Origin of the sequence: Parabacteroides sp. AF39-10AC (assembly GCF_003635405.1) — a bacterium.
GTDB lineage: Bacteria > Bacteroidota > Bacteroidia > Bacteroidales > Tannerellaceae > Parabacteroides > Parabacteroides distasonis.
In genome coordinates this window covers 1-17,648 of record NZ_QTLP01000002.1, presented here as the reverse complement: position 1 = coordinate 17,648, position 17,648 = coordinate 1, and the positions used below count along the sequence as shown (strand labels likewise).

The window sequence follows — 17,648 nt, the reverse complement described above, 5'->3', positions numbered from 1 at the left end:
AATAGTAATCATATGAATATAGAAACAACAGACAACTCCCCTTTGCTACAGGAATGTATAGAAGAATTGATCAGTAGTAAAATCGATGAGGGGAAAGGAAGAACCGCTGGGAATTATCGAAGCGCATGGAATAAATTATCCACCTTTTTAGGTCCGAGAGTAACGGAGTTTACATTTGCCGACTTAACGACCGATTTTCTTCATCACTATCTTTTATGGTTGATGCAAGGGGAAGACGGGAAACAGGCTCCCTTGAAACCGGGTAGTTTGGACTTCTACATTCGTAATCTAAAGACAATGTACAACAAGATCGCTCAAGATAAACAAATGGATGTTCCGAGAGAAAGCCCGTTCTCCGGCCTGCAGATAAAGGTCCCACCCACCCGGAAAAGGGCTTTGCCAAGCCTCGACCTACAAAATCTGGCGACTCTTGAGCGGCCCAAGAACCCACACGCCTGTACGGCCCTTCACTTGGCTCTTTTCTTATTTTACGCTAGAGGTATGTGCTTCGTGGATGTCTTTAATTTGCGACACAGCAATATAAACGATGATTATATCCACTACGTACGTAGCAAGACTGGCGTAGCGATGCAAGTAAAGATCACCCCCGAGATGAAGAACATCATATTCTCTTATCGGCGTTTCAATAACCCGTGGATATTCCCTTTCTTACACGAGAAAATCAGCGGAGAGGGAGAAGTCACGGCCCAGTCCGCGCTTCGGAGAGTGAACCGCCACTTAAAGAAAATGGGAGAGCAATTACACTTCGAACAGCCATTCACTACCTATGTGATGCGGCATAGCTGGGCTTCCATGATGCTGGAGGCGAATTCGGAAATCGGCATTATCAGCCAATCCTTAGGACATATGTCCCTACGGACTACCGAGATCTATCTTGGCCGGATATCAGTATCTAAAATAGACAGGGCCTCCGATAATATGTTGAATAATTTGGTTCGCGGCTCTTCCTCCCGGCAAAGAAGTAAAAATAAGGTGATGGCTTTAAGAGACAATCCTCCTATACAAATAAAAGAGACAATCGGCAAGAAATGCAAGAAGCTCATTTCCTCGATTGCCTCTAAGTTATTCTCATTTATTTAAAATAGTTCATGCAGGAATGCCAAAGGGTAGATTCGTCAAGGCATTCCTGCACAGCCCTTAGAATGGATACTATTTCTCTTCACCAAAATTAACGGTATTCTCGACATTGTCCACATCATCAAAGACAGCCACGTTGCCGTTTGTGATCGTTACACGGAGGTCGGCACTATTAGGGCCGGCGATATTCACCGTCAGCTTATAATGATAATCCCGATAGATATTGTAATCGGTCACCAAGTCACCCCCAAGATAGAATTTATACTCTACATCGATCGGCGAAGAGTATGCTCCTCCACCCAAAGGATACTGATATTGCCCTCTTACCAATAGATAAGTGCATCCTTCCAAAGATCCGCCAGCCCCCGGTCCCATATCCTTCTTATTCTTCTCTTGCGCCGTGGTAGCTAAACCTGTACCCCGGATATTTTCCGCCATATAGAAAACTCCTTCTTTATCACCAAGTGATATTCCGGATACAGGTATCTCCTCCGTATAGAAATTAGTAGATAAAGGACTTGAAATCGTTGGATATGTCGAGTCGTCATCATATAGCCGGGTTACTTTAGGTACATTTGACATAATAACCGGTTTCGTATCAATTAACTTAAAATTGCCAGAGGCCACTGAAGAGTTCACGGTCACGGTCACTTTCGCGAACGCCCTGTACATACGGGATAATACGACCAACCTCATGTCAGCCTCTGAGCTAGAGGGATCCTTCGTATAGTTAGTCGGTCCCGAAGATAGTATATTAGTACCTGTTGGAGAGCCATCTGATGAATAAATAATACTTTTCGTTTTAGCCATCAATTCTGTTACAGAAAGGGACGTAGGGATACCACCTTCTTTTACAAATAACTTGGCGGTAACCTCCGTCGCATTCATATCCTCCGCATTTACGATGATATAAAACTCACTAGTCTCGTTCTTGAAACGCATATCATCCTTCATTAATTGAATCAATAACTGGTCATAGGTAGTGCTACTACTTCCCGGCACAGCCGTTATGCTATTCCTATCGGCAAAGACAGCTTTCAACAACTCGGTTCCATCCTTTTTAAACTGTAAAATCCATACATTATATATATTAGTATCTCCCAATTTAAGAATTTTCGGTTCCGTTCCCGCTTTCGTCTCTACATCAATCGTACCCGGTACCCTTAACAGGAACTGGAAAGCACATTCCTCCCCTCCTTCGGATGTTGATGGTATCATTTCCTCATCACTACATGCCCCTAGCAGCAAGCATAGTATACAAAATAAACTTATTCTTATTCTCATTTTCAGTTCCTCCTTATTCTCCACCAACGGGATCTGTCACATTTTTTATTTCCGTGAATTCCAATATACCCAGAGTCAGTTCTGTCTCCTTAAAGTCACCAAAGAACTTCAAGGTAAATTCAAAGCTATAGGACATACCGGGCAAGAAAGTCTTACGAGCGGTAGCATTGAATACAAAATGACCGGGCACAGATCCACCATTTCCATTTTTATCATAATCTACCGTTAAATCAATTACAAACTGTAATTCCGACCCGCTTAAAGGCAATACTATTTTACGTGGATCTGAGGTATGAGGCAGGCCTACAGCTACGGAATTATTGAAAGAGCTAAAATCCACTCCGTTGTTTTCATTCGCAACTCCATCCGAATACCATGCATTATCCCCTAGCCTATAAGTTCTTGAATCAGATAAGTTTTTCATCGTTATAAAGTTTACACGCAAGCCTTTTACAGTAACAGGAGATACACTAGCCGCTTTTACCGACACCTCCACTTGCGAGCAAAGCCGCGTGAACGGATTCGTCAAGGTAACCGACATCGTGTTTTGTCCCGCTTTCTGGGGCTGGACAGTTATATCGTTCATGAACGTATACATAAAATCTTGCCCATTTTGCACGGTCACCAGATTTCCATCACCCAATTCCGGCGCATTCTCTTCATTGTAGGAAGTGAAATAAAGGTTATATACACCGCGATACAAAAATAGGGCCTTGCCCGATTGGGCGGTGACCTTTCCATCCGCACCCACCACATAAGTACCTTCCGCCGAAGGAGTACCAGTTTCACCAGTCCCAGTCTTAGTACCGGTCTCAGTCTTAGTCTCCACCTTGAAAGCATAGACTTTAATCAACGCTTTATCATTCAAGGCTGAAACGGCCGCAGCCTTGGTTACGTTCGCTTGATAAAGATCGAACTCCAAGGCAACCTTATCACCTTCCCCTTCTTCCAAAAAAGATTCCTTTTGGCAACCCACCAACGTGACCAAAAGCCATAGACTTACAAAACTTAATACATATCTCATATCTCCTCCCTTCTTATTTAAATACCCACACTCGTATTCTGATCCGTACTATTTTGCCAATCGTATACGGTTACGCCCTCGAATGTACCTTCCATCTTATCAATACGTATCTTATAGACATAATGATAACCCGCCAACCATTTCACCCCGCTTTCGGAAGAAATAGAGGCAGTTTCAAACTCACGTTCCACCCCATCTACATCCACTGTCAAACGGAACGACAATACTTGCTCGGCAGCGTCCATCGGGGCTACGAGACAAGATATGTTCGGTTGCGTCAACGAGGTTTCCAATATTTTCGAACCGGTCAACTCTATCGAGGATGTCCCCGCTAGGCCATTCAGACGCCCTAGTTCCTCCCCTGTCCCGTTCAATCGCATGTCCGCCTTACCGATTTGCAGACGTCCGGTGTTACTACGTATATCTATTTTTTTCAGCGTTAAGATCTCATCGCTGGCATTCGCAGACTTATAGATATAGAAACTCACCTTTGTCAAGGCATGGAACAATTGAAGGCTGATTATCTTTGAGGTTTTGGAAGCCTGAACCGGCGTAGCATAAAGGTAATCGATCTGTTTACCATCGAATGTATCCGCATCCCGGACCGTGACCTCGACAGAGTACACGCCGGAGGAGGCTGTTACGTTAATGGCCTTACCTTCTTCTTCCGTAGGATAATAAGCATACACATCCGTAGCGGTACTACCCAGCAGTGGCGCGGATTCACATCCCCATGTTACTCCGGATTTGGAATACACCGGATTCACCCATGTATCACTGGAGTTCTTCAAATACAATTTCACGTTATCCACAGAGGTAGTCACAGCCTTCGTAACAGCGTCGTCAGCCAAAGAGACCGATCGCAGCTCAAGGGTGGAACCTGCCTCCACCTCCGGTATCCCGTCTGACTGGCAAGCTCCCAACAGGGAACAGAGGGCCAATCCCCAACCTAGATTATATAAATTTTTCATATTCTTCATTCTTTATAGATTTTAAATGGATCAAGTGGCGCTAACAGGATTGTCGGGAACCGTTGTCTCCTTAAACCCCATTACTTCCACGGAAGTCAATATCAATTCATCGGATGACGTGAAGTTATATACATAATTCTTACTAGCCCCAAATGTGTATGCCGGCTGAGTAAATGTTTGTTGTGTAGCCTCTGGACTTGAAGCACCGTCAAGCGTACGGGAAACGCTTAGCTTGAAACTCATATTCGCTCCCGGTCTTAAGATACAGACGAAAGTATGCTTATCGCTAGCTACGGTATTATCCCCTGTATGCAACATCTCGATCGTTTCAGAAGAAGAGGCACCAGTCCGGATGCCATTGCCTGCTAAGGTAGCCGTCACATTCCTATATTTTGTAGTAGCACCCCCTGATGAGGCATAATTAATTGAGATCGTGATCTTCGCCGCTACCGGCATAAAGGTAAAGTTTACCTTGTTGCTACTCAAGGTAACGTTAGAGCCGCCTTTCGCTTCCAGTTTATTGCTTTGCCAGAAATTCTCATAGGATCTCTGGTCTTGCAGAATAAAGGTGAAAGCTGCCGGATATGAGGCCGAGAATGAAGAAGCCGTAGATGATCCGGAAACCGTCAACGATTTTCCCGCCGTTTTCGGAATCCACCCGTTCGTGGCATCCTTTCGGTAAGTCACGGTCTGGCTCCCACCATTAATCTGTATCTCATCGTCCGTACTAAAGCTACTCTTATCATAGTTCGTAGCGTCGACCGCACGGGTAGACAGAGAAGAAACGATCTCCGCCGTCACCTCCAAGGGCTGTCCACCTTCCAGATCCACCTCTGAGGTACAGGCGGGGGCGAGCAATAGCAATAAGCCTCCGGACAGGTGGAGCATGGTTTGTCGTATATTCATAGTATAATGTATCATAATGCTATATAGTTGTTAAGTTAAATTTCCTCCAGCCATGATCTCATCCGTCCATTTGCCGATGGTACAACTTTCCGGGATCAGCATGTCGTTATGCAAGGTCAAATTATATGTATAGTGGTAACCGGTCCGCAAGGCACAACCCGTTAAGGTAGCCTTGTAGGTAACACCATCGCAAGTGAGAGAGACCGTTAGATCCGTAGCAGGGGTTCCCGCACTACCACCTACAGCCCTTAGGATACCACACCATTCATATTTCCGGGATGCATCGACCGGGTAAGGCCGATATAGCGTGATCGTCTGGTTCGTAGATACAGCCGTACGTATCCCCGCCGCCGCTACCAATACGGCATCATTGGCGATGGTAGTCTCACGGTTCACGGTAAACTTCAAGGTCAACTTCGAATTGACGTGCGTAAAGGGCTTGCCGCTCGACGTAAAGTCCAGCGTACCGTCGCTGGATGTGGCATCACCCGTTTTCAGCAGGTTACTGGCCAGATAAGCAGCGCTCGTGGTTTGAAACTGGTTGATGGCCGAGTAATCCGCCGGAAACTGCGCCGAATACGTAACGGCAGGCTCCAAGGTCACAGGCGAGGTTCCCACCACGGTCCATGCGGAAGTCCCGTCATACCGATAGCTGGCCGATTGGGAAGCCGCCGTCCCACTTGCCTTTTTTGTCCTTGTCACCTTTATCTGATCGCCGGAAAGGAAGGATGTCCTATCGAAACCATTATCCGAGCTAACCGCCTCGCCGCTTTTGGTAACAGGGCTGATCTCGGCAAGTACCGTCACCGGGATTCCCTCCGGAGCGGAAAGCCCCGTCTCTATCCCGTTCGTGCAACCGTAGAGAGCCAGCGCCATGTTCAAGGCTCCCATCCATGCTAAACTGAGGTTCATGTAATTCATATTCATATTTTTCTTTTTATGCCGTAATTAATAGCCGCCGGGCTTAACGTCTCCCGTTCCTGCTGAACCGCTCTCCATCCAAGGGACGATATTGGCGTTCACCGTAATCGCTCGGTTGGATAAGGTTATTTGTATTTTGTGGGTATGTCCTCTTTTCCAAGTGATCTGACTTAGGTTGGCGGATAACGTCCGGTCATCCGTAGTGCCATCCCGCTTGCCGACCACTACCGTAAGGGTCATGTCTGTCGATACCAAAGGAGCCACCAGCCCATAGCCTACCTCCACCGGAACACCTGCGGCACCGCAAAGTATGGCGGTGGTATTACTCGACGCATCGTTTTTAGGGGTAAAAGTGAGTTCGGCTACCTTTGTTCCTCCACCAAGCGCTCCATCCGCGATCTGCATCGTTCCCGTGCCGGTAGTGAACGCATTGGAGGATGTTTTCAACGTTATCTTCTTCACGTAATCATAGGTCGTATTCACGGAACGTCCCGTGGCGGATTGCATCGTGAAGGAAAGGCGGGCCAGCGCATGTTGCAAGTAGATTTCCGGCTGATAAGTACCGCTTGAGGGGGAACCGCCGGACGGCGTGGTATTGCTGGCCGTAATAGCGATAGCCTCTCCTACCGTGTTGCTGGCGGAACCGTACATATAATCGGTAGCGTCAGAATCCCATCCCTTGCCGCCATAGAAATTCTGGTGAGCGGGAAGGGTGGTCGCTATGGTATGCGTCGTGGTAGTCGTTGATTTTGTGAGGGTGGCGCTCGTCGGGCTATAGGCATAGATCCGGGCCTTTACACTCGATAAATTCACGGTGGGATCGCCTATCCAATCGTTTCCGCCGCTACCTACCGACTGATAGGTGAAGGTGGAAAGGCCGGCATCCCCCGCCGTACCAACCCCGCCATAGGGAGTATAGCCGTCCTCTGCTTTAGTAACGAAAAGTTTTACCGCGTTAATCCTTCCCTCACCCTCCGTCGTGGAGGTTCCGCTTATGATGGAGCGGGTCTCGACACCGCTCATGTGGAATACGGGTTGTAAGAATGCCCCTGTCGTGTCTTCCGGCAAGGAGTCGTCGGAGGAGCAGCCGGATAAGAGCGCCAGTATCGCCAACAGGCCTACACTGAGGTGTAGCGGACGTGCGTTTTTGTAAATATCCTGTATCATAGGTCGTATAGTTTTTTTAGATAGTCGTACTTGTATTGTCGGATGATTCATTCGTCCACCCTACCACATTGAAGCCGTCCAGCTTAAGGCCGGTACCGTGGATGGAGATGGTGTATGTATATTTATTTCCGGCGGACCATTCGCCACCGTCGGTAATGGTGTCTAGTTTCATTTCCTTGCCATCTACTACGACGGTCAAGGTAGCGGCGGTAACATTTGCAGTGCCGGAGGGGAATGGTACGCCGTAATTGATGAACTCGATTCCGTCTGTGGTAGCGGCAACGGTTACGCCGCCATTTACCGTGTACTCGTACTTTACCGGTGTACCCGCCTTCGCTCCGGTTAGGTTGCCGAGGGCTCCGTCCTTTAGGCTCATGGTGGTGGTACCATTCGTTTGTAGTGTCGGGATGGGGCGACTATAGGTTATTTTTGTCAGGTTGCAAGGACCGGCGTAGTCCGTGTGTTTCTTGAACTTTAGGCTTACCAAGCAAAAGGCATGCTTAAGGCCGAGGTTTATCTTCTCGCCTTTTGAATCGGAGGTTCTGTGGCCGTTATCGGCTATGGGTTGAGTTGTTCCAAAGGTTTTCGCGGTAGTGTTATAGGCTACGCCATACATATAATCGTTACCGGGAACTGTGAAATCCAAGGAGGAGGCATTCGTTACCGTATTCGAATAGGCTATGGCAGTGGCTCGTACCGGGATGGTATAGACCGGGGAAGAGGCATTTCCGGCCGCGGTTATCGTGGTGGCATCCGTGACTGGATAGCAAGAGTAGACTATAGCTTGCTGGGTGCTTAGCCAGATCGTTTGATCCTTACCGTTTATCGTAGCGGGTTTTAAGGAACCCTCTTGGAGGGTGTATTGGCCGTATGTACCTTGGGGGGATGTGCCGTAATGGTTTTCACTTGCCACGTTATTTACGGCGTATAGGCCGATAGCCGCTATATCGCTGGATGTGGCAGTGGCCTTGGTGAGGGCTACGCTGGCGATCTGCGGGGACAGGGCGACAGGGGTATCCGGATCAACCGGGGGTACGATGGGGTCTTCGCCATCCTCTCCGCCGCAGGCGAAAAGGGAAAGCGATACTGTTGTTAATAATAGGTATCTATACGGTTTCATATTTATCGTTGTTTATATTGTTCGTTTATTTGCCACCCGGTTTTATTATTACCACCCGGTCTGATTGTTACTACACAGATTTCGTGTTTTGTATTTCGTGTTTCGTGTTTTGTTGTAGAGACGGGGCACGCCCCGTCTCTACAACCCTAGACTGTAGGTTAATTAACTTTCAAATCATCATTGCCGGTTCCTGTGCCCCAAGCGGCTACGGTTACGGTGCCTATGGATAATTCCTTACCGCTAAGTTTTACAGTATAGATGTTTTCTTTCCCCTGCTCCCAAGTAACTCCTGTCCCACTATCGGCTAACGCAACCTCATAATCCGCTCCATCAATCGTAAAGATGGCTTTGGTATTATTTAGGGCTTTGCTAGTTATCGGCAAAGCCAAGATGCTAAATCGGGATGAAGCATTTTTTGTAGCTGTCTCATCGGTTAAGCCTCCAGAACCTTGTACCTTTAGCGTATAGTTAGAGGAAAAATTCCGGACGTAAGTCGCAGCACTAGTTGTATTGGCGTGAACCGTCAAGACTCCCGTATTAATATTCATCGTCGCTATCGCATCGGAACCTGTATTAGCTTGATTAGGTACATCCTTCAACTGTATCTTCGATAGCACACCTTTATTCTTATAAGTTCCATCATTGTAAATGCGGAAACTAACCAAAGTCAAGGCATGCTTCATGGTTAGATCAACAGAGGCATCTATAGAGGTTTCCTTTTTCGTGTTGCTGGCAGTTATCCAATTCGTCTCAGAGCTACCTTGGTCCGCCCACATATAATCGATTTCACCTTTCGCTGAATTAATCTTTGCCTTATTGGTATTTGTCGTTTCAGAGTTGTCTATTAATGTCGAGGGATAATCCCTATGCGCATCATCAGTCGTTCCAGCAAAGACCGTTACTGGGATTGTGGAGTTATCCGTAGCGGTATTATCAGATAATACTAGAGCTGTGGTTGTGGCTAACTCTTGATTTGTTCCGGGCTGATAAGCCGGATAATAAGCGTATATCTTTGCCACTTCGGAGGTCAGATAGATCTTTTTATCTCCGCTTTTCCAACCTGCGGTTCCTGTCGTCGAATAAGTATATAATGCGTAATTATTGCTTTTCGCATTCGTATAAGGATCTTCACCCGATACGACTGTCCCCTTTAAGCGTGCGTACACCGCTACGCTTTTCATGACATCATCTTTACTAGCGTCAGCTTGGGTACCCAAATTTATCACGCTTTTCGTAAGCGTCACCCCCGCCGTAATCCCCAGCTCTACGGCATCCGGCTGGTTGGAAGGGAGGATGGAGGGGATATTGTCCTCGTTGCTACAGGCAGCCAAGAAGAAGGGAGAAAGAAAGAGTAGTTTATAGTTTATCTGTTTTCTCATGATTACTTTTTTTGATTCGTTCTATTAATTGTTCAATTCGTTTAGTCAGTCAGTGGATCAAGTCTAGGTTGCCATCGACATACGAGGGAGTCCATTCGGCTACCTCCACGGAGGAGATACCTAAAGAGGCATCGTAGATATCCAACGTGATCACGTGAGAGAAACCGGGCTTGAAATTATCCTCAGATATTTCATCACCCATCTTTACGGATACGTCGGTAAAGGTACCGATCGAAGTCTCGACCGTTATTTTTACATTGCCCGGATCGGGTGTAGGCGGCAGATACAAGCAGCCCAGATCGATGGGACCGACATTTGATGCCCCTACCGTGGCGTTGCCGGCAGGCTCAAGGATCACTTCCGAGGAACCGGAGAAGACAGCCTCGCCCGTAGCCAGCGGAACATTTACCGCCGTAGGTATGCTTTTCACGATAATCTTGTTCACCTTCACCTCCAGTCCTCCGGCATCATGCTTCTTTGCCTTGAATACCAGCTGGGTAAGCAGGTGGGCGTAATTCAATGAGCGATTCGCCTCGACCCCGGCGACGGTATTGCCCGTAAACCGGTTACCATCCCACTTATTACCCGCCAAGGGACCGGCGTACATCAAGTCCATATGCCCGTCAAGGGTATAGCTTACGGTACCCTCGGCGGCATCGTACGAGTTATCGCCCGCCACGGGAGATACGCCGACCAGATACACGTTCGCTCCCATGCGGGGATAATGGTGCTTACGAGAGGCATCCCATGAGATACTCCCGCCTACCGCCACATCAGCCGTCCGCTCTACCCATTCCTCGTAGAATACGGCATCGGCCCAACTTGTGGTCACGTCGGATACGGGGGTGGAGAAACGATCGGCAAGACTCGTATAGTCGGGAACACCTGTGATGGCGTCGAGACGGGTCACGCAAAAGAGGGTAGTCTTGAACGCCTCCGCCTCTCCCACTTCCGCTTTCGTGCTTATGGACGTGTCCGGGTACGTCGCCCGAAGCTCGATCGGAGGATCGGCGGAAGGTATCTCACCTCCCGCCTCACCATTGTCCGAGCAAGCGGCCAACGATCCCATGGCTATCATCGACAATATGTATGTAGAGAGTTGTCTCATGATGGTTGAGGGATATTTAAGATTATTTCAATTCAACGGTTCCGCCGTTACCCTGTTTCCATTCGTTGACAGTGGCTTTCACTTCCAGTGCCTTCACATTTTCTCCTGTAGGTTTATCTGGCTCGGTAATGTTCAACGTAACCGTATGGGCATAGCCTTCTTGGGCATTCAACTTTTCACCTGCATTCTTTGAGTCCATCACCGGGACATTCAAGAAGGTACGATCCGTACCGCCTACGTTGATCGTTACGTTCAGCTTGATATCATTAGACGGAGCGAGCATCACTGCCGGGCTAATCGTAGAAGCTGTCGTGGAAAGAGCGGTTGTCGTGATATTCGGGACAGAGAAATCGGAAGCAGTAGCCCAATTCACGTCACCATTTGTCAGGTTCACGGATTGGGGCAATTGCGTGCCCAAAATCTTGATGCTCTTGATGGAGACGTTCTTTCCTTCCCATTCTCCCTTACCACCAGCTACGCTTGTGTAACTAGCGGCGAAAACCAATTGGGTGGTCTTGTGGGCAAACGTCAACTTACATCCATTTTGATTTGGTGACGCTGCAGTTCCGGCATCTTGATCCGCACCGATCGTCATGACATCCTGCAAGCCGTCTACCTTACCGAAAACCACTTTTGAGGACTCGATTGTTCCGGAAGGAACGACCGCCGTAATATGGGAGTTTTTGGGACTCACTTCCGTATTATCATAATACAAGGTGGGAGTCAAGGTAATATCCGTCTCTTTCCCAGCCGTAAATACAGCGCCGGCTACGTTGGCACGTGTTTCCAATGCCTTTGTAGTTTCATTGATCACATTCTTGTAAACCGGATTAAAGCTACCCCAATCATGCTCGTGTCCGGAAGTCACGTCCACCATCACCACGATACCTTCCACCTGCGATCCATTCGTGATCGGGGCTTTAGTCGTGAGACCTTCCACGCTTTGTGTCAATTTGATCGCTACCGGAGCATTCGCCGTACCCAAATCGGGAGTGATCACATCCTTGTCGTTCGAGCAGCTTGCCGCTAACAGGGCCACAGCCGCCATTGTCAAAATCTTTTTCATTTGTCTTGTAATTTTAAAGTATTAATAAAAAATATGAATTAAATAATCTGGTCTATAAATCGGCGTTGCCGCCATTGCCCGGTTTCCACGGGGTGACGGTTGCCGTTATCTTTACTTGGTACTCCTCGAAGGGATCCGGCTCCTTGGGTTCCTCGGGAGTATCGGGGTCGTCCGGTTCCTCCGGATCAACGGGTATCTCAAGCGAGATCTCAATATCGTAAGCCCCTCCACTCTCGTTGCCCTCGCCGCCGAACGAGACGGGGAGATCCTTGAAATCCTGCCCGGAGGCGGGATCACCTTCCGGCGCGAGCGTCATGTCAAGCGTCAAGGAGGCCTTGGGCTGCACCAGCACGAATCCGGGGAGCGTCACTACGCCATCCACCACGGGGATACCATTCCCGTCATCGGAAGAATAGATGATCACCGAGCTGGTCTCCCCGACCGGGACCACTTCTCCATCCGACAAGGACACCTTAGCTACCGAGGCTAGCCCGTTCAGCTTGACGGCATGTACGCTATACCCGTCCGGCGCTCCCTTGACACGTAGGCGGAAGCTGAGTTGCGTCAGCAGGTGCTTATGGATCAAGGGCGTTTCCGTAGCGTCGAAACGGCGGGACAGGGAACCGCTCCGCTCATCGGTCAGCATCAAGTCTTCCTGCCCCGTCAGCTCGTACCGTACCTCGCCGTTCACGTGGGGGGCGGCGGGGTGATAGCTGCGGATGAAAAGCGCGGAGCCGTCCGTGGGATAGTAGCGCTCCGGGTCTAAAAGGATATCGCCCTCCGTAGCCGTCCCCGTCCAATGCTCCGTGTAATCGCCGGCGGAAGTGCCTACGGCGATGGATACGGGTGTGGAGTCGAAAACGTCCACGGCGGCACGGGTCTGGATGCCGGTGTAAAGGCGGATCGGGACGGCGGGGCTTACCTTCAAGGAGAGATCCAGCGTATCACGGCCCGAGGACATGGCCTCATGCAGGCTCGCGGTCAGGTTCTCCTCGTAACTGAAACGCTCGCCGCCGGCGGTCTCGAACGAGAGCGTGCAGACGTTGCTCCGGTCCGAGCCGTCCAGCGTCACCGTACCCAAGATACCCGCCACGGCTTGGTAAACGCCCGCTACGCCCGTAGCCGAGGCACGGAAATCAAGGTCGAGCACACCCACTCCTGTCGCTATCCGGTCGGACAGGCGCACCGACGAGGCTATCCCGCCCAGACGGCCCTCCACCTTCGCCCCGCCGAAGCCTTTCCCCGCGTCGATGGTAAGGCGCAAGATCCGGCGGATATCCTTGGGGGTCGATGAGATCGCGGTCTCATCACCATCGGTCACCTTAATCCCCGTCACGCTCTCCACGTAAAGAGGGCTATCCAGCGATACCAGCAGGCTGTCGCTTCCCGAGGGAAGGGCGGCGGCATAGGCTTTCCCCAGATTCTCCGTATCGCCCAACCGGACCTCGGCGGGGTCGGCGCCGGCGACCAGCAGGGCGTACTCCCCCACCACGAGCCGCTCGCTCCACGACCACGTAGACGGCGTTCCGGCGGGCTCTTCCTTCCCCGCCACGCGGGAACCATCCGCCTTATAAGCGAAAACGGCCAAGGGAGTATCGCCCGTATGTCGCACGGATACCCGCAACAATCCCTCGCCGGAACCGGGAACGGGTGGTTCCGGATCGTCCTTACCGCAAGCTCCCAAGACGAGTAAGCCGAGTAATAAAAAAGCTGTTTTTTCCGATAAATGTCTTAATCTCATATACTAGTTTATCTATAGTTTTTCCTTTCCCTCTGTACGGGCCGGTTCCCTGCCGTCGGGGAGGGTCTCTCCCTAGCGTTAGGGATGATGCCTCCCCAGCGTTAGGGACGATGCCTCCCTAGTGTTAGGGATGATGTCTCCCCTGTGCTAGGGATGATACCTCCCCCGGATCAAATCTCATCCGGGCTCTCGGAGTCGCCTCCCCCGGCACCCACGGTGAGCGGCAGCTTGTACTCGATCGTGCGGGGAGACTTGAGCAAGGTGACGCCTTTCGAGAACTGCGTCACGATGCGTAGCTTGTACTTGCCGTCGGTCAAGGCCGGTACGCGGGCGATGATACGGCTGGGGTCGTTTTGCGTGAGGCGGCGGGTCACGGGCGTAACCTTCTCGCCGTCTTCCGACACGAAAAAGATACCTACCGAGCTGTCCGCCCCGTTAATACGGATACGGTCGCCCTCGATCAGTATGTCCTCGTTCGGGGTGATAGAGCCGTTGGACAATCCCGTGAAGGTATCGGTCACCATGCCGATGCGCCCTACCTCAGACTTGGCTCCGAGAACCTCCACGCCCACCTTGCTCAACGCGTCACGCATCTCGGCGGAGGGCACGATATCGAGCGTCAGCTTATGGATAGCGGGATCGAACTTCGCCGTCTCGCCTCCCCAAGGGCCCGTGATACGGGGCGTGTACTGGCACACCTCGGTGAGTAGGCTGTAGCCCATCATGAGGTGCTCCCGCACAATGCGGTCGCGTTGCTTGATGATAGAGAGCAAGGTGTCATACTTGATCTCGGAGCCTTCCTTGATGATGGCGTTGGCTATATTCTCGTTGTGCAGGGTGTCTTTTTGTGTCAATACCTCCGCTACGTAGTCGTTGTCGTCATCCTTGGTTAACAAATTCGGCCGAAGCCATACTTTCCAGTAATACTCGTTTGCCATGATTGGTTTGTTTTTAATTGTTAGTAATCCGTTTAATTATATGTTATGTCATGATCTTATTCTTGGATACAGCGGATGTTTTGGGCATCACGGTTATCTTTGCCGGCGAACTTAAGTCCTCCTCCCCCTTCCACGATCCCACCGCTACGACTGGCGATAAATACGCTACTCATTTTGGCATTGGAGGCTGTAATAGCCAAGAAAGTCGTGTATCCCACATTATTTAATGTTGTCAAATCCGCCGGATAACCGGAGAATCGCAGGTACGTGCCGTTTGTCGTATTATCGTATTTCAAAAGGACTCCACCATTTTTTTCAGAATTAGATAGTATCGTATTCCAGTCAGAGGAATTACGGCTTATTAGTACTTGAAGTTCATTCTGTGTCGGAACCCGCCAACCAGCAGGACATGGATCATGCACGGTTTTGCTGTCACTCCAAGTGGGCCTGCCGTTCGCATCCGAACTGGGATTGGATGACCATTCCTGATTTTGGGGCTGCCCAAAAGCCTCGGGATGCTGATAGGCATGATGAACCGAGCTGAAATTAAGACCTGTCGGCATCACCCATGTGATTCCGTCCGCCTTATACCTGTTCAGGCAATGCTTGGGAGGTAGGACAGCATTGATGGTGAATTTATATTGATTCGCTATTTTTTCCGCCGTATAGCTTCCGGGGAAAGGGTCTTTACGTGCCCTCTGGTAATGAAAACCGTTGGCACGCGACATATCGAGGATATCGGGGGGGACGGACACGTATCCATCGTAGGCACCTAGGCAACGATCCATGATGGGCTTATATGAGGTCACCCCGTTCTGCAATTTCAAGATGCGCTGGTTGTCCGGCAAGAGAATGGTAGCGTCGGTTGTTGCCGAGGGACTATAATCCGTTACCCACACATGCCAGCTCCAAAGGATATTGCCCGTTCCGTTCTCGCCATCGTAGGCGGCGATAAGGCCACTGCCTCCCGTGGTGTTCGGAGCGACACGGCAGTAGATACGGGCATCCGTGAGGCTGTCGCCGTTCTTTAGCTCCACGATGTTCGTGTGGTCATCTTCGGCCGGTACCTGCGGGGCGTATTTGTTAACGACTCCCAGTGCGGGGTCGCCCAAGTCGCCATCCTCCAGCGTCTGCCACAATACTTTCACGGATTTTATCGGGGTAGAGAAGGTAGTGCCCGAAAGGCCGCACCAGTCTCGCAATATCGTATTGCCTCCGGCTACTCCCTTTATAGTGTAGTTGTATGGGTTGAAGCAGAACGCTCCACCCGGTTTTACCATAAAGCAGTTCGCCGTGGGGACTATGTTGTTGTTGTTCTGCGAGGCAGGGATTGGGTCGATGATGGTTATGCGACGGTCGTCAACTGGAAGCGTATTGTGCGACATCTCTACATTATATATATAGTTCGTGTTATCGTATAAGTCGAACTCCTTGCTGGTGCTGCCACCCAGATAGACGCGGTAGTTCAGTTTCTTCCGGCTATCCGTTTCGTTGCCGCCGTCGCTCTTGTGGCGGGAGATGAAGGTAGCGTAGGCGCTGCCCTTCGGGGCGTTCGCCTTCGTGCGGTAATAAGCGGAGGAGGCGTAGGCGCTCTCCCCGCGTACGACGGAGGGAATCCAGCAGGTATAGCTTCCCTCGTCCGAGACGCTTGCCACCTGTATGGTGGTATATTGATCCAACAGGGACGGGTAGGTATCGTCATTGACGGGTTTTAATAACCTGTAGTCTACGGGGATGGATTGCAGCAGGACTTGCTCTAGAGTATAGCCGGTTTTCTCCGATTCGTTTTTCCAAGACAGCGTCAGGCGGGTAGCCAAGCGGCGCAGGAGGATGCGGACATCCGTACCGTCAGGGCTTTGGATCTCGCCTGCCGAGGTTACGTTCACCTTAGGCAGGTGAAGGATATAGGGCATGGCCTTTATATCCCCCTCATTCTTGATCCCCTCGATCATGGATGCCGTGGCTGTCGTGCTTTGCACGGCGGAAAGGCTTTTCCCGCTAAGGGAACCCACCGTGTAGGCGGAACCATTATATCCCCGGGCGATTATCACCAGCTGGCAATTGTCCAAAGCCTCCAGCGTGACCGTGAAGGAGGAACCAATCTCAACGGCGCTCGTATAACTCACTCCTTTGCCGGTTTTAAAATTACCGCCCGCATCGTATTGCCAGATCTCCAAGCCGTAAAGCTTATCCGGCTTGGCGGTGGCCAACGGGTCTTCTACGGCAGCCTTGGTCTTGGCAGAGGATTGCAGCCGCACATTGAGACCGGAGCCGGAACCAACGCCCTCCCCCGCTTTCGTACCGGACGTGCCGCCGGCAAGCGATGCGGCATCCACCTCGTCGGCGATACCCACGCAGAGCGATACCTCCACCGCCTTGCCCTCACCCGTAGACGGGCAGGGTGAATCGAGACGATCCTCACAACTTGACATTCCTAACATCGATACTATTGACATCATGATCAATACTGCTTTTTGTAATTTTACACCTATTTCCTCCATACCTGCACGTGCTTTTTCACTACTACATTTTACATTTTTTTACTTGAATCACGCTGTCTCTTTCTTACGCAGAAAGAGACAATAGGAGTATAAACGCTCCTATCCGCTGTTTTTCAAGCCCTTGGAAATGTTAATAGGACAAAGCACGTCACGCTTGACGGCTCGCTATTGTTTGTCTTTTTTAATTTTGACAAAAGATTTAAGCATCCTCCTTGCCTTTATCAGCAATTTGAGCTACTTTTACACCCGAAAACGGATATTTATCCGTCATTCTGAAAGTTGTCTCTTTCTGCGTAAGAAAGGGACAACTTTTTTTCTCTCACACCTTCATTCTCAATATCTTCCATTTTCTTTCCTTTTTTACATTTTCATTCATTTCGCTTTTTGTCTCTTTACAAATCACTACTCATTTAACATTTCGGAC

Annotated in this window: 14 protein-coding genes; 1 reads left to right on the top strand and 13 read right to left on the bottom strand. The window is 50.0% G+C overall.

Features of this window, described 5'->3' with window-relative positions; all coding sequences use genetic code 11:
- Positions 1-12: 12 nt before the first annotated feature.
- Positions 13-1,101, top strand: a complete 1,089-nt coding sequence (locus DW033_RS01845; protein WP_005862537.1) for a phage integrase SAM-like domain-containing protein — start codon at positions 13-15, stop codon at positions 1,099-1,101.
- 69 nt (positions 1,102-1,170) lie between these two features.
- Here DW033_RS01845 and DW033_RS01840 read toward each other — a convergent pair whose 3' ends face one another.
- The 13 genes from DW033_RS01840 to DW033_RS01780 form a co-directional block, all read right to left on the bottom strand.
- The gene (locus DW033_RS01840; RefSeq protein ID WP_229033057.1) at positions 1,171-2,316 is read right to left on the bottom strand and encodes a DUF4906 domain-containing protein; all 1,146 of its coding nucleotides are present in this window, start codon (positions 2,314-2,316) and stop codon (positions 1,171-1,173) included.
- Positions 2,317-2,395: 79 nt separating this feature from the next.
- The gene (locus tag DW033_RS01835; RefSeq protein ID WP_229033058.1) at positions 2,396-3,406 is read right to left on the bottom strand and encodes a fimbrillin family protein; all 1,011 of its coding nucleotides are present in this window, start codon (positions 3,404-3,406) and stop codon (positions 2,396-2,398) included.
- 17 nt (positions 3,407-3,423) lie between these two features.
- Complete coding sequence (locus tag DW033_RS01830; RefSeq protein WP_233554122.1) at positions 3,424-4,377, bottom strand: fimbrillin family protein; 954 nt, start codon at positions 4,375-4,377, stop codon at positions 3,424-3,426.
- A gap of 30 nt (positions 4,378-4,407) precedes the next feature.
- Positions 4,408-5,283 carry a hypothetical protein gene (locus tag DW033_RS01825; RefSeq protein WP_233554121.1) on the bottom strand — a complete coding sequence of 292 codons (876 nt, stop codon included), beginning with the start codon at positions 5,281-5,283 and terminating at the stop codon, positions 4,408-4,410.
- Positions 5,284-5,313: 30 nt separating this feature from the next.
- Positions 5,314-6,210 carry a fimbrillin family protein gene (locus DW033_RS01820; protein WP_232432515.1) on the bottom strand — a complete coding sequence of 299 codons (897 nt, stop codon included), beginning with the start codon at positions 6,208-6,210 and terminating at the stop codon, positions 5,314-5,316.
- A gap of 21 nt (positions 6,211-6,231) precedes the next feature.
- Complete coding sequence (locus tag DW033_RS01815) at positions 6,232-7,371, bottom strand: fimbrillin family protein (protein ID WP_233554120.1); 1,140 nt, start codon at positions 7,369-7,371, stop codon at positions 6,232-6,234.
- 16 nt (positions 7,372-7,387) lie between these two features.
- Complete coding sequence (locus tag DW033_RS01810; protein ID WP_122379649.1) at positions 7,388-8,491, bottom strand: fimbrillin family protein; 1,104 nt, start codon at positions 8,489-8,491, stop codon at positions 7,388-7,390.
- 158 nt (positions 8,492-8,649) lie between these two features.
- The gene (locus DW033_RS01805; RefSeq protein WP_122382345.1) at positions 8,650-9,870 is read right to left on the bottom strand and encodes a fimbrillin family protein; all 1,221 of its coding nucleotides are present in this window, start codon (positions 9,868-9,870) and stop codon (positions 8,650-8,652) included.
- A gap of 49 nt (positions 9,871-9,919) precedes the next feature.
- Positions 9,920-10,978, bottom strand: a complete 1,059-nt coding sequence (locus DW033_RS01800; RefSeq protein WP_122379647.1) for a fimbrillin family protein — start codon at positions 10,976-10,978, stop codon at positions 9,920-9,922.
- 22 nt (positions 10,979-11,000) lie between these two features.
- Complete coding sequence (locus DW033_RS01795) at positions 11,001-12,044, bottom strand: fimbrillin family protein (protein ID WP_122382344.1); 1,044 nt, start codon at positions 12,042-12,044, stop codon at positions 11,001-11,003.
- Between the two features lie 52 nt (positions 12,045-12,096).
- The gene (locus DW033_RS01790) at positions 12,097-13,785 is read right to left on the bottom strand and encodes a fimbrillin family protein (RefSeq protein WP_122382343.1); all 1,689 of its coding nucleotides are present in this window, start codon (positions 13,783-13,785) and stop codon (positions 12,097-12,099) included.
- Positions 13,786-13,955: 170 nt separating this feature from the next.
- Entirely contained in the window at positions 13,956-14,723 is a 768-nt protein-coding gene (locus tag DW033_RS01785) for a DNA-binding domain-containing protein (protein WP_048927267.1), read from the bottom strand.
- A gap of 56 nt (positions 14,724-14,779) precedes the next feature.
- Positions 14,780-17,179 carry a DUF4906 domain-containing protein gene (locus tag DW033_RS01780; RefSeq protein WP_370453712.1) on the bottom strand — a complete coding sequence of 800 codons (2,400 nt, stop codon included), beginning with the start codon at positions 17,177-17,179 and terminating at the stop codon, positions 14,780-14,782.
- Positions 17,180-17,648: the final 469 nt, after the last annotated feature.

Excerpts from the sequence above, each read along its gene's own strand:
- DW033_RS01835 (WP_229033058.1), bottom strand. The coding sequence starts at position 3,406 with ATGAGATATGTATTAAGTTTTGTAAGTCTATGGCTTTTGGTCACGTTG.
- DW033_RS01825 (WP_233554121.1), bottom strand. The coding sequence starts at position 5,283 with ATGAATATACGACAAACCATGCTCCACCTGTCCGGAGGCTTATTGCTA.
- DW033_RS01830 (WP_233554122.1), bottom strand. The coding sequence starts at position 4,377 with ATGAAAAATTTATATAATCTAGGTTGGGGATTGGCCCTCTGTTCCCTG.
- DW033_RS01815 (WP_233554120.1), bottom strand. The coding sequence starts at position 7,371 with ATGATACAGGATATTTACAAAAACGCACGTCCGCTACACCTCAGTGTA.
- DW033_RS01800 (WP_122379647.1), bottom strand. The coding sequence starts at position 10,978 with ATGAGACAACTCTCTACATACATATTGTCGATGATAGCCATGGGATCG.
- DW033_RS01840 (WP_229033057.1), bottom strand. The coding sequence starts at position 2,316 with ATGATACCATCAACATCCGAAGGAGGGGAGGAATGTGCTTTCCAGTTC.
- DW033_RS01805 (WP_122382345.1), bottom strand. The coding sequence starts at position 9,870 with ATGAGAAAACAGATAAACTATAAACTACTCTTTCTTTCTCCCTTCTTC.
- DW033_RS01785 (WP_048927267.1), bottom strand. The coding sequence starts at position 14,723 with ATGGCAAACGAGTATTACTGGAAAGTATGGCTTCGGCCGAATTTGTTA.
- DW033_RS01795 (WP_122382344.1), bottom strand. The coding sequence starts at position 12,044 with ATGAAAAAGATTTTGACAATGGCGGCTGTGGCCCTGTTAGCGGCAAGC.
- DW033_RS01845 (WP_005862537.1), top strand. The coding sequence starts at position 13 with ATGAATATAGAAACAACAGACAACTCCCCTTTGCTACAGGAATGTATA.
- DW033_RS01820 (WP_232432515.1), bottom strand. The coding sequence starts at position 6,210 with ATGAATATGAATTACATGAACCTCAGTTTAGCATGGATGGGAGCCTTG.
- DW033_RS01780 (WP_370453712.1), bottom strand. The coding sequence starts at position 17,179 with ATGTCAATAGTATCGATGTTAGGAATGTCAAGTTGTGAGGATCGTCTC.
- DW033_RS01790 (WP_122382343.1), bottom strand. The coding sequence starts at position 13,785 with ATGAGATTAAGACATTTATCGGAAAAAACAGCTTTTTTATTACTCGGC.
- DW033_RS01810 (WP_122379649.1), bottom strand. The coding sequence starts at position 8,491 with ATGAAACCGTATAGATACCTATTATTAACAACAGTATCGCTTTCCCTT.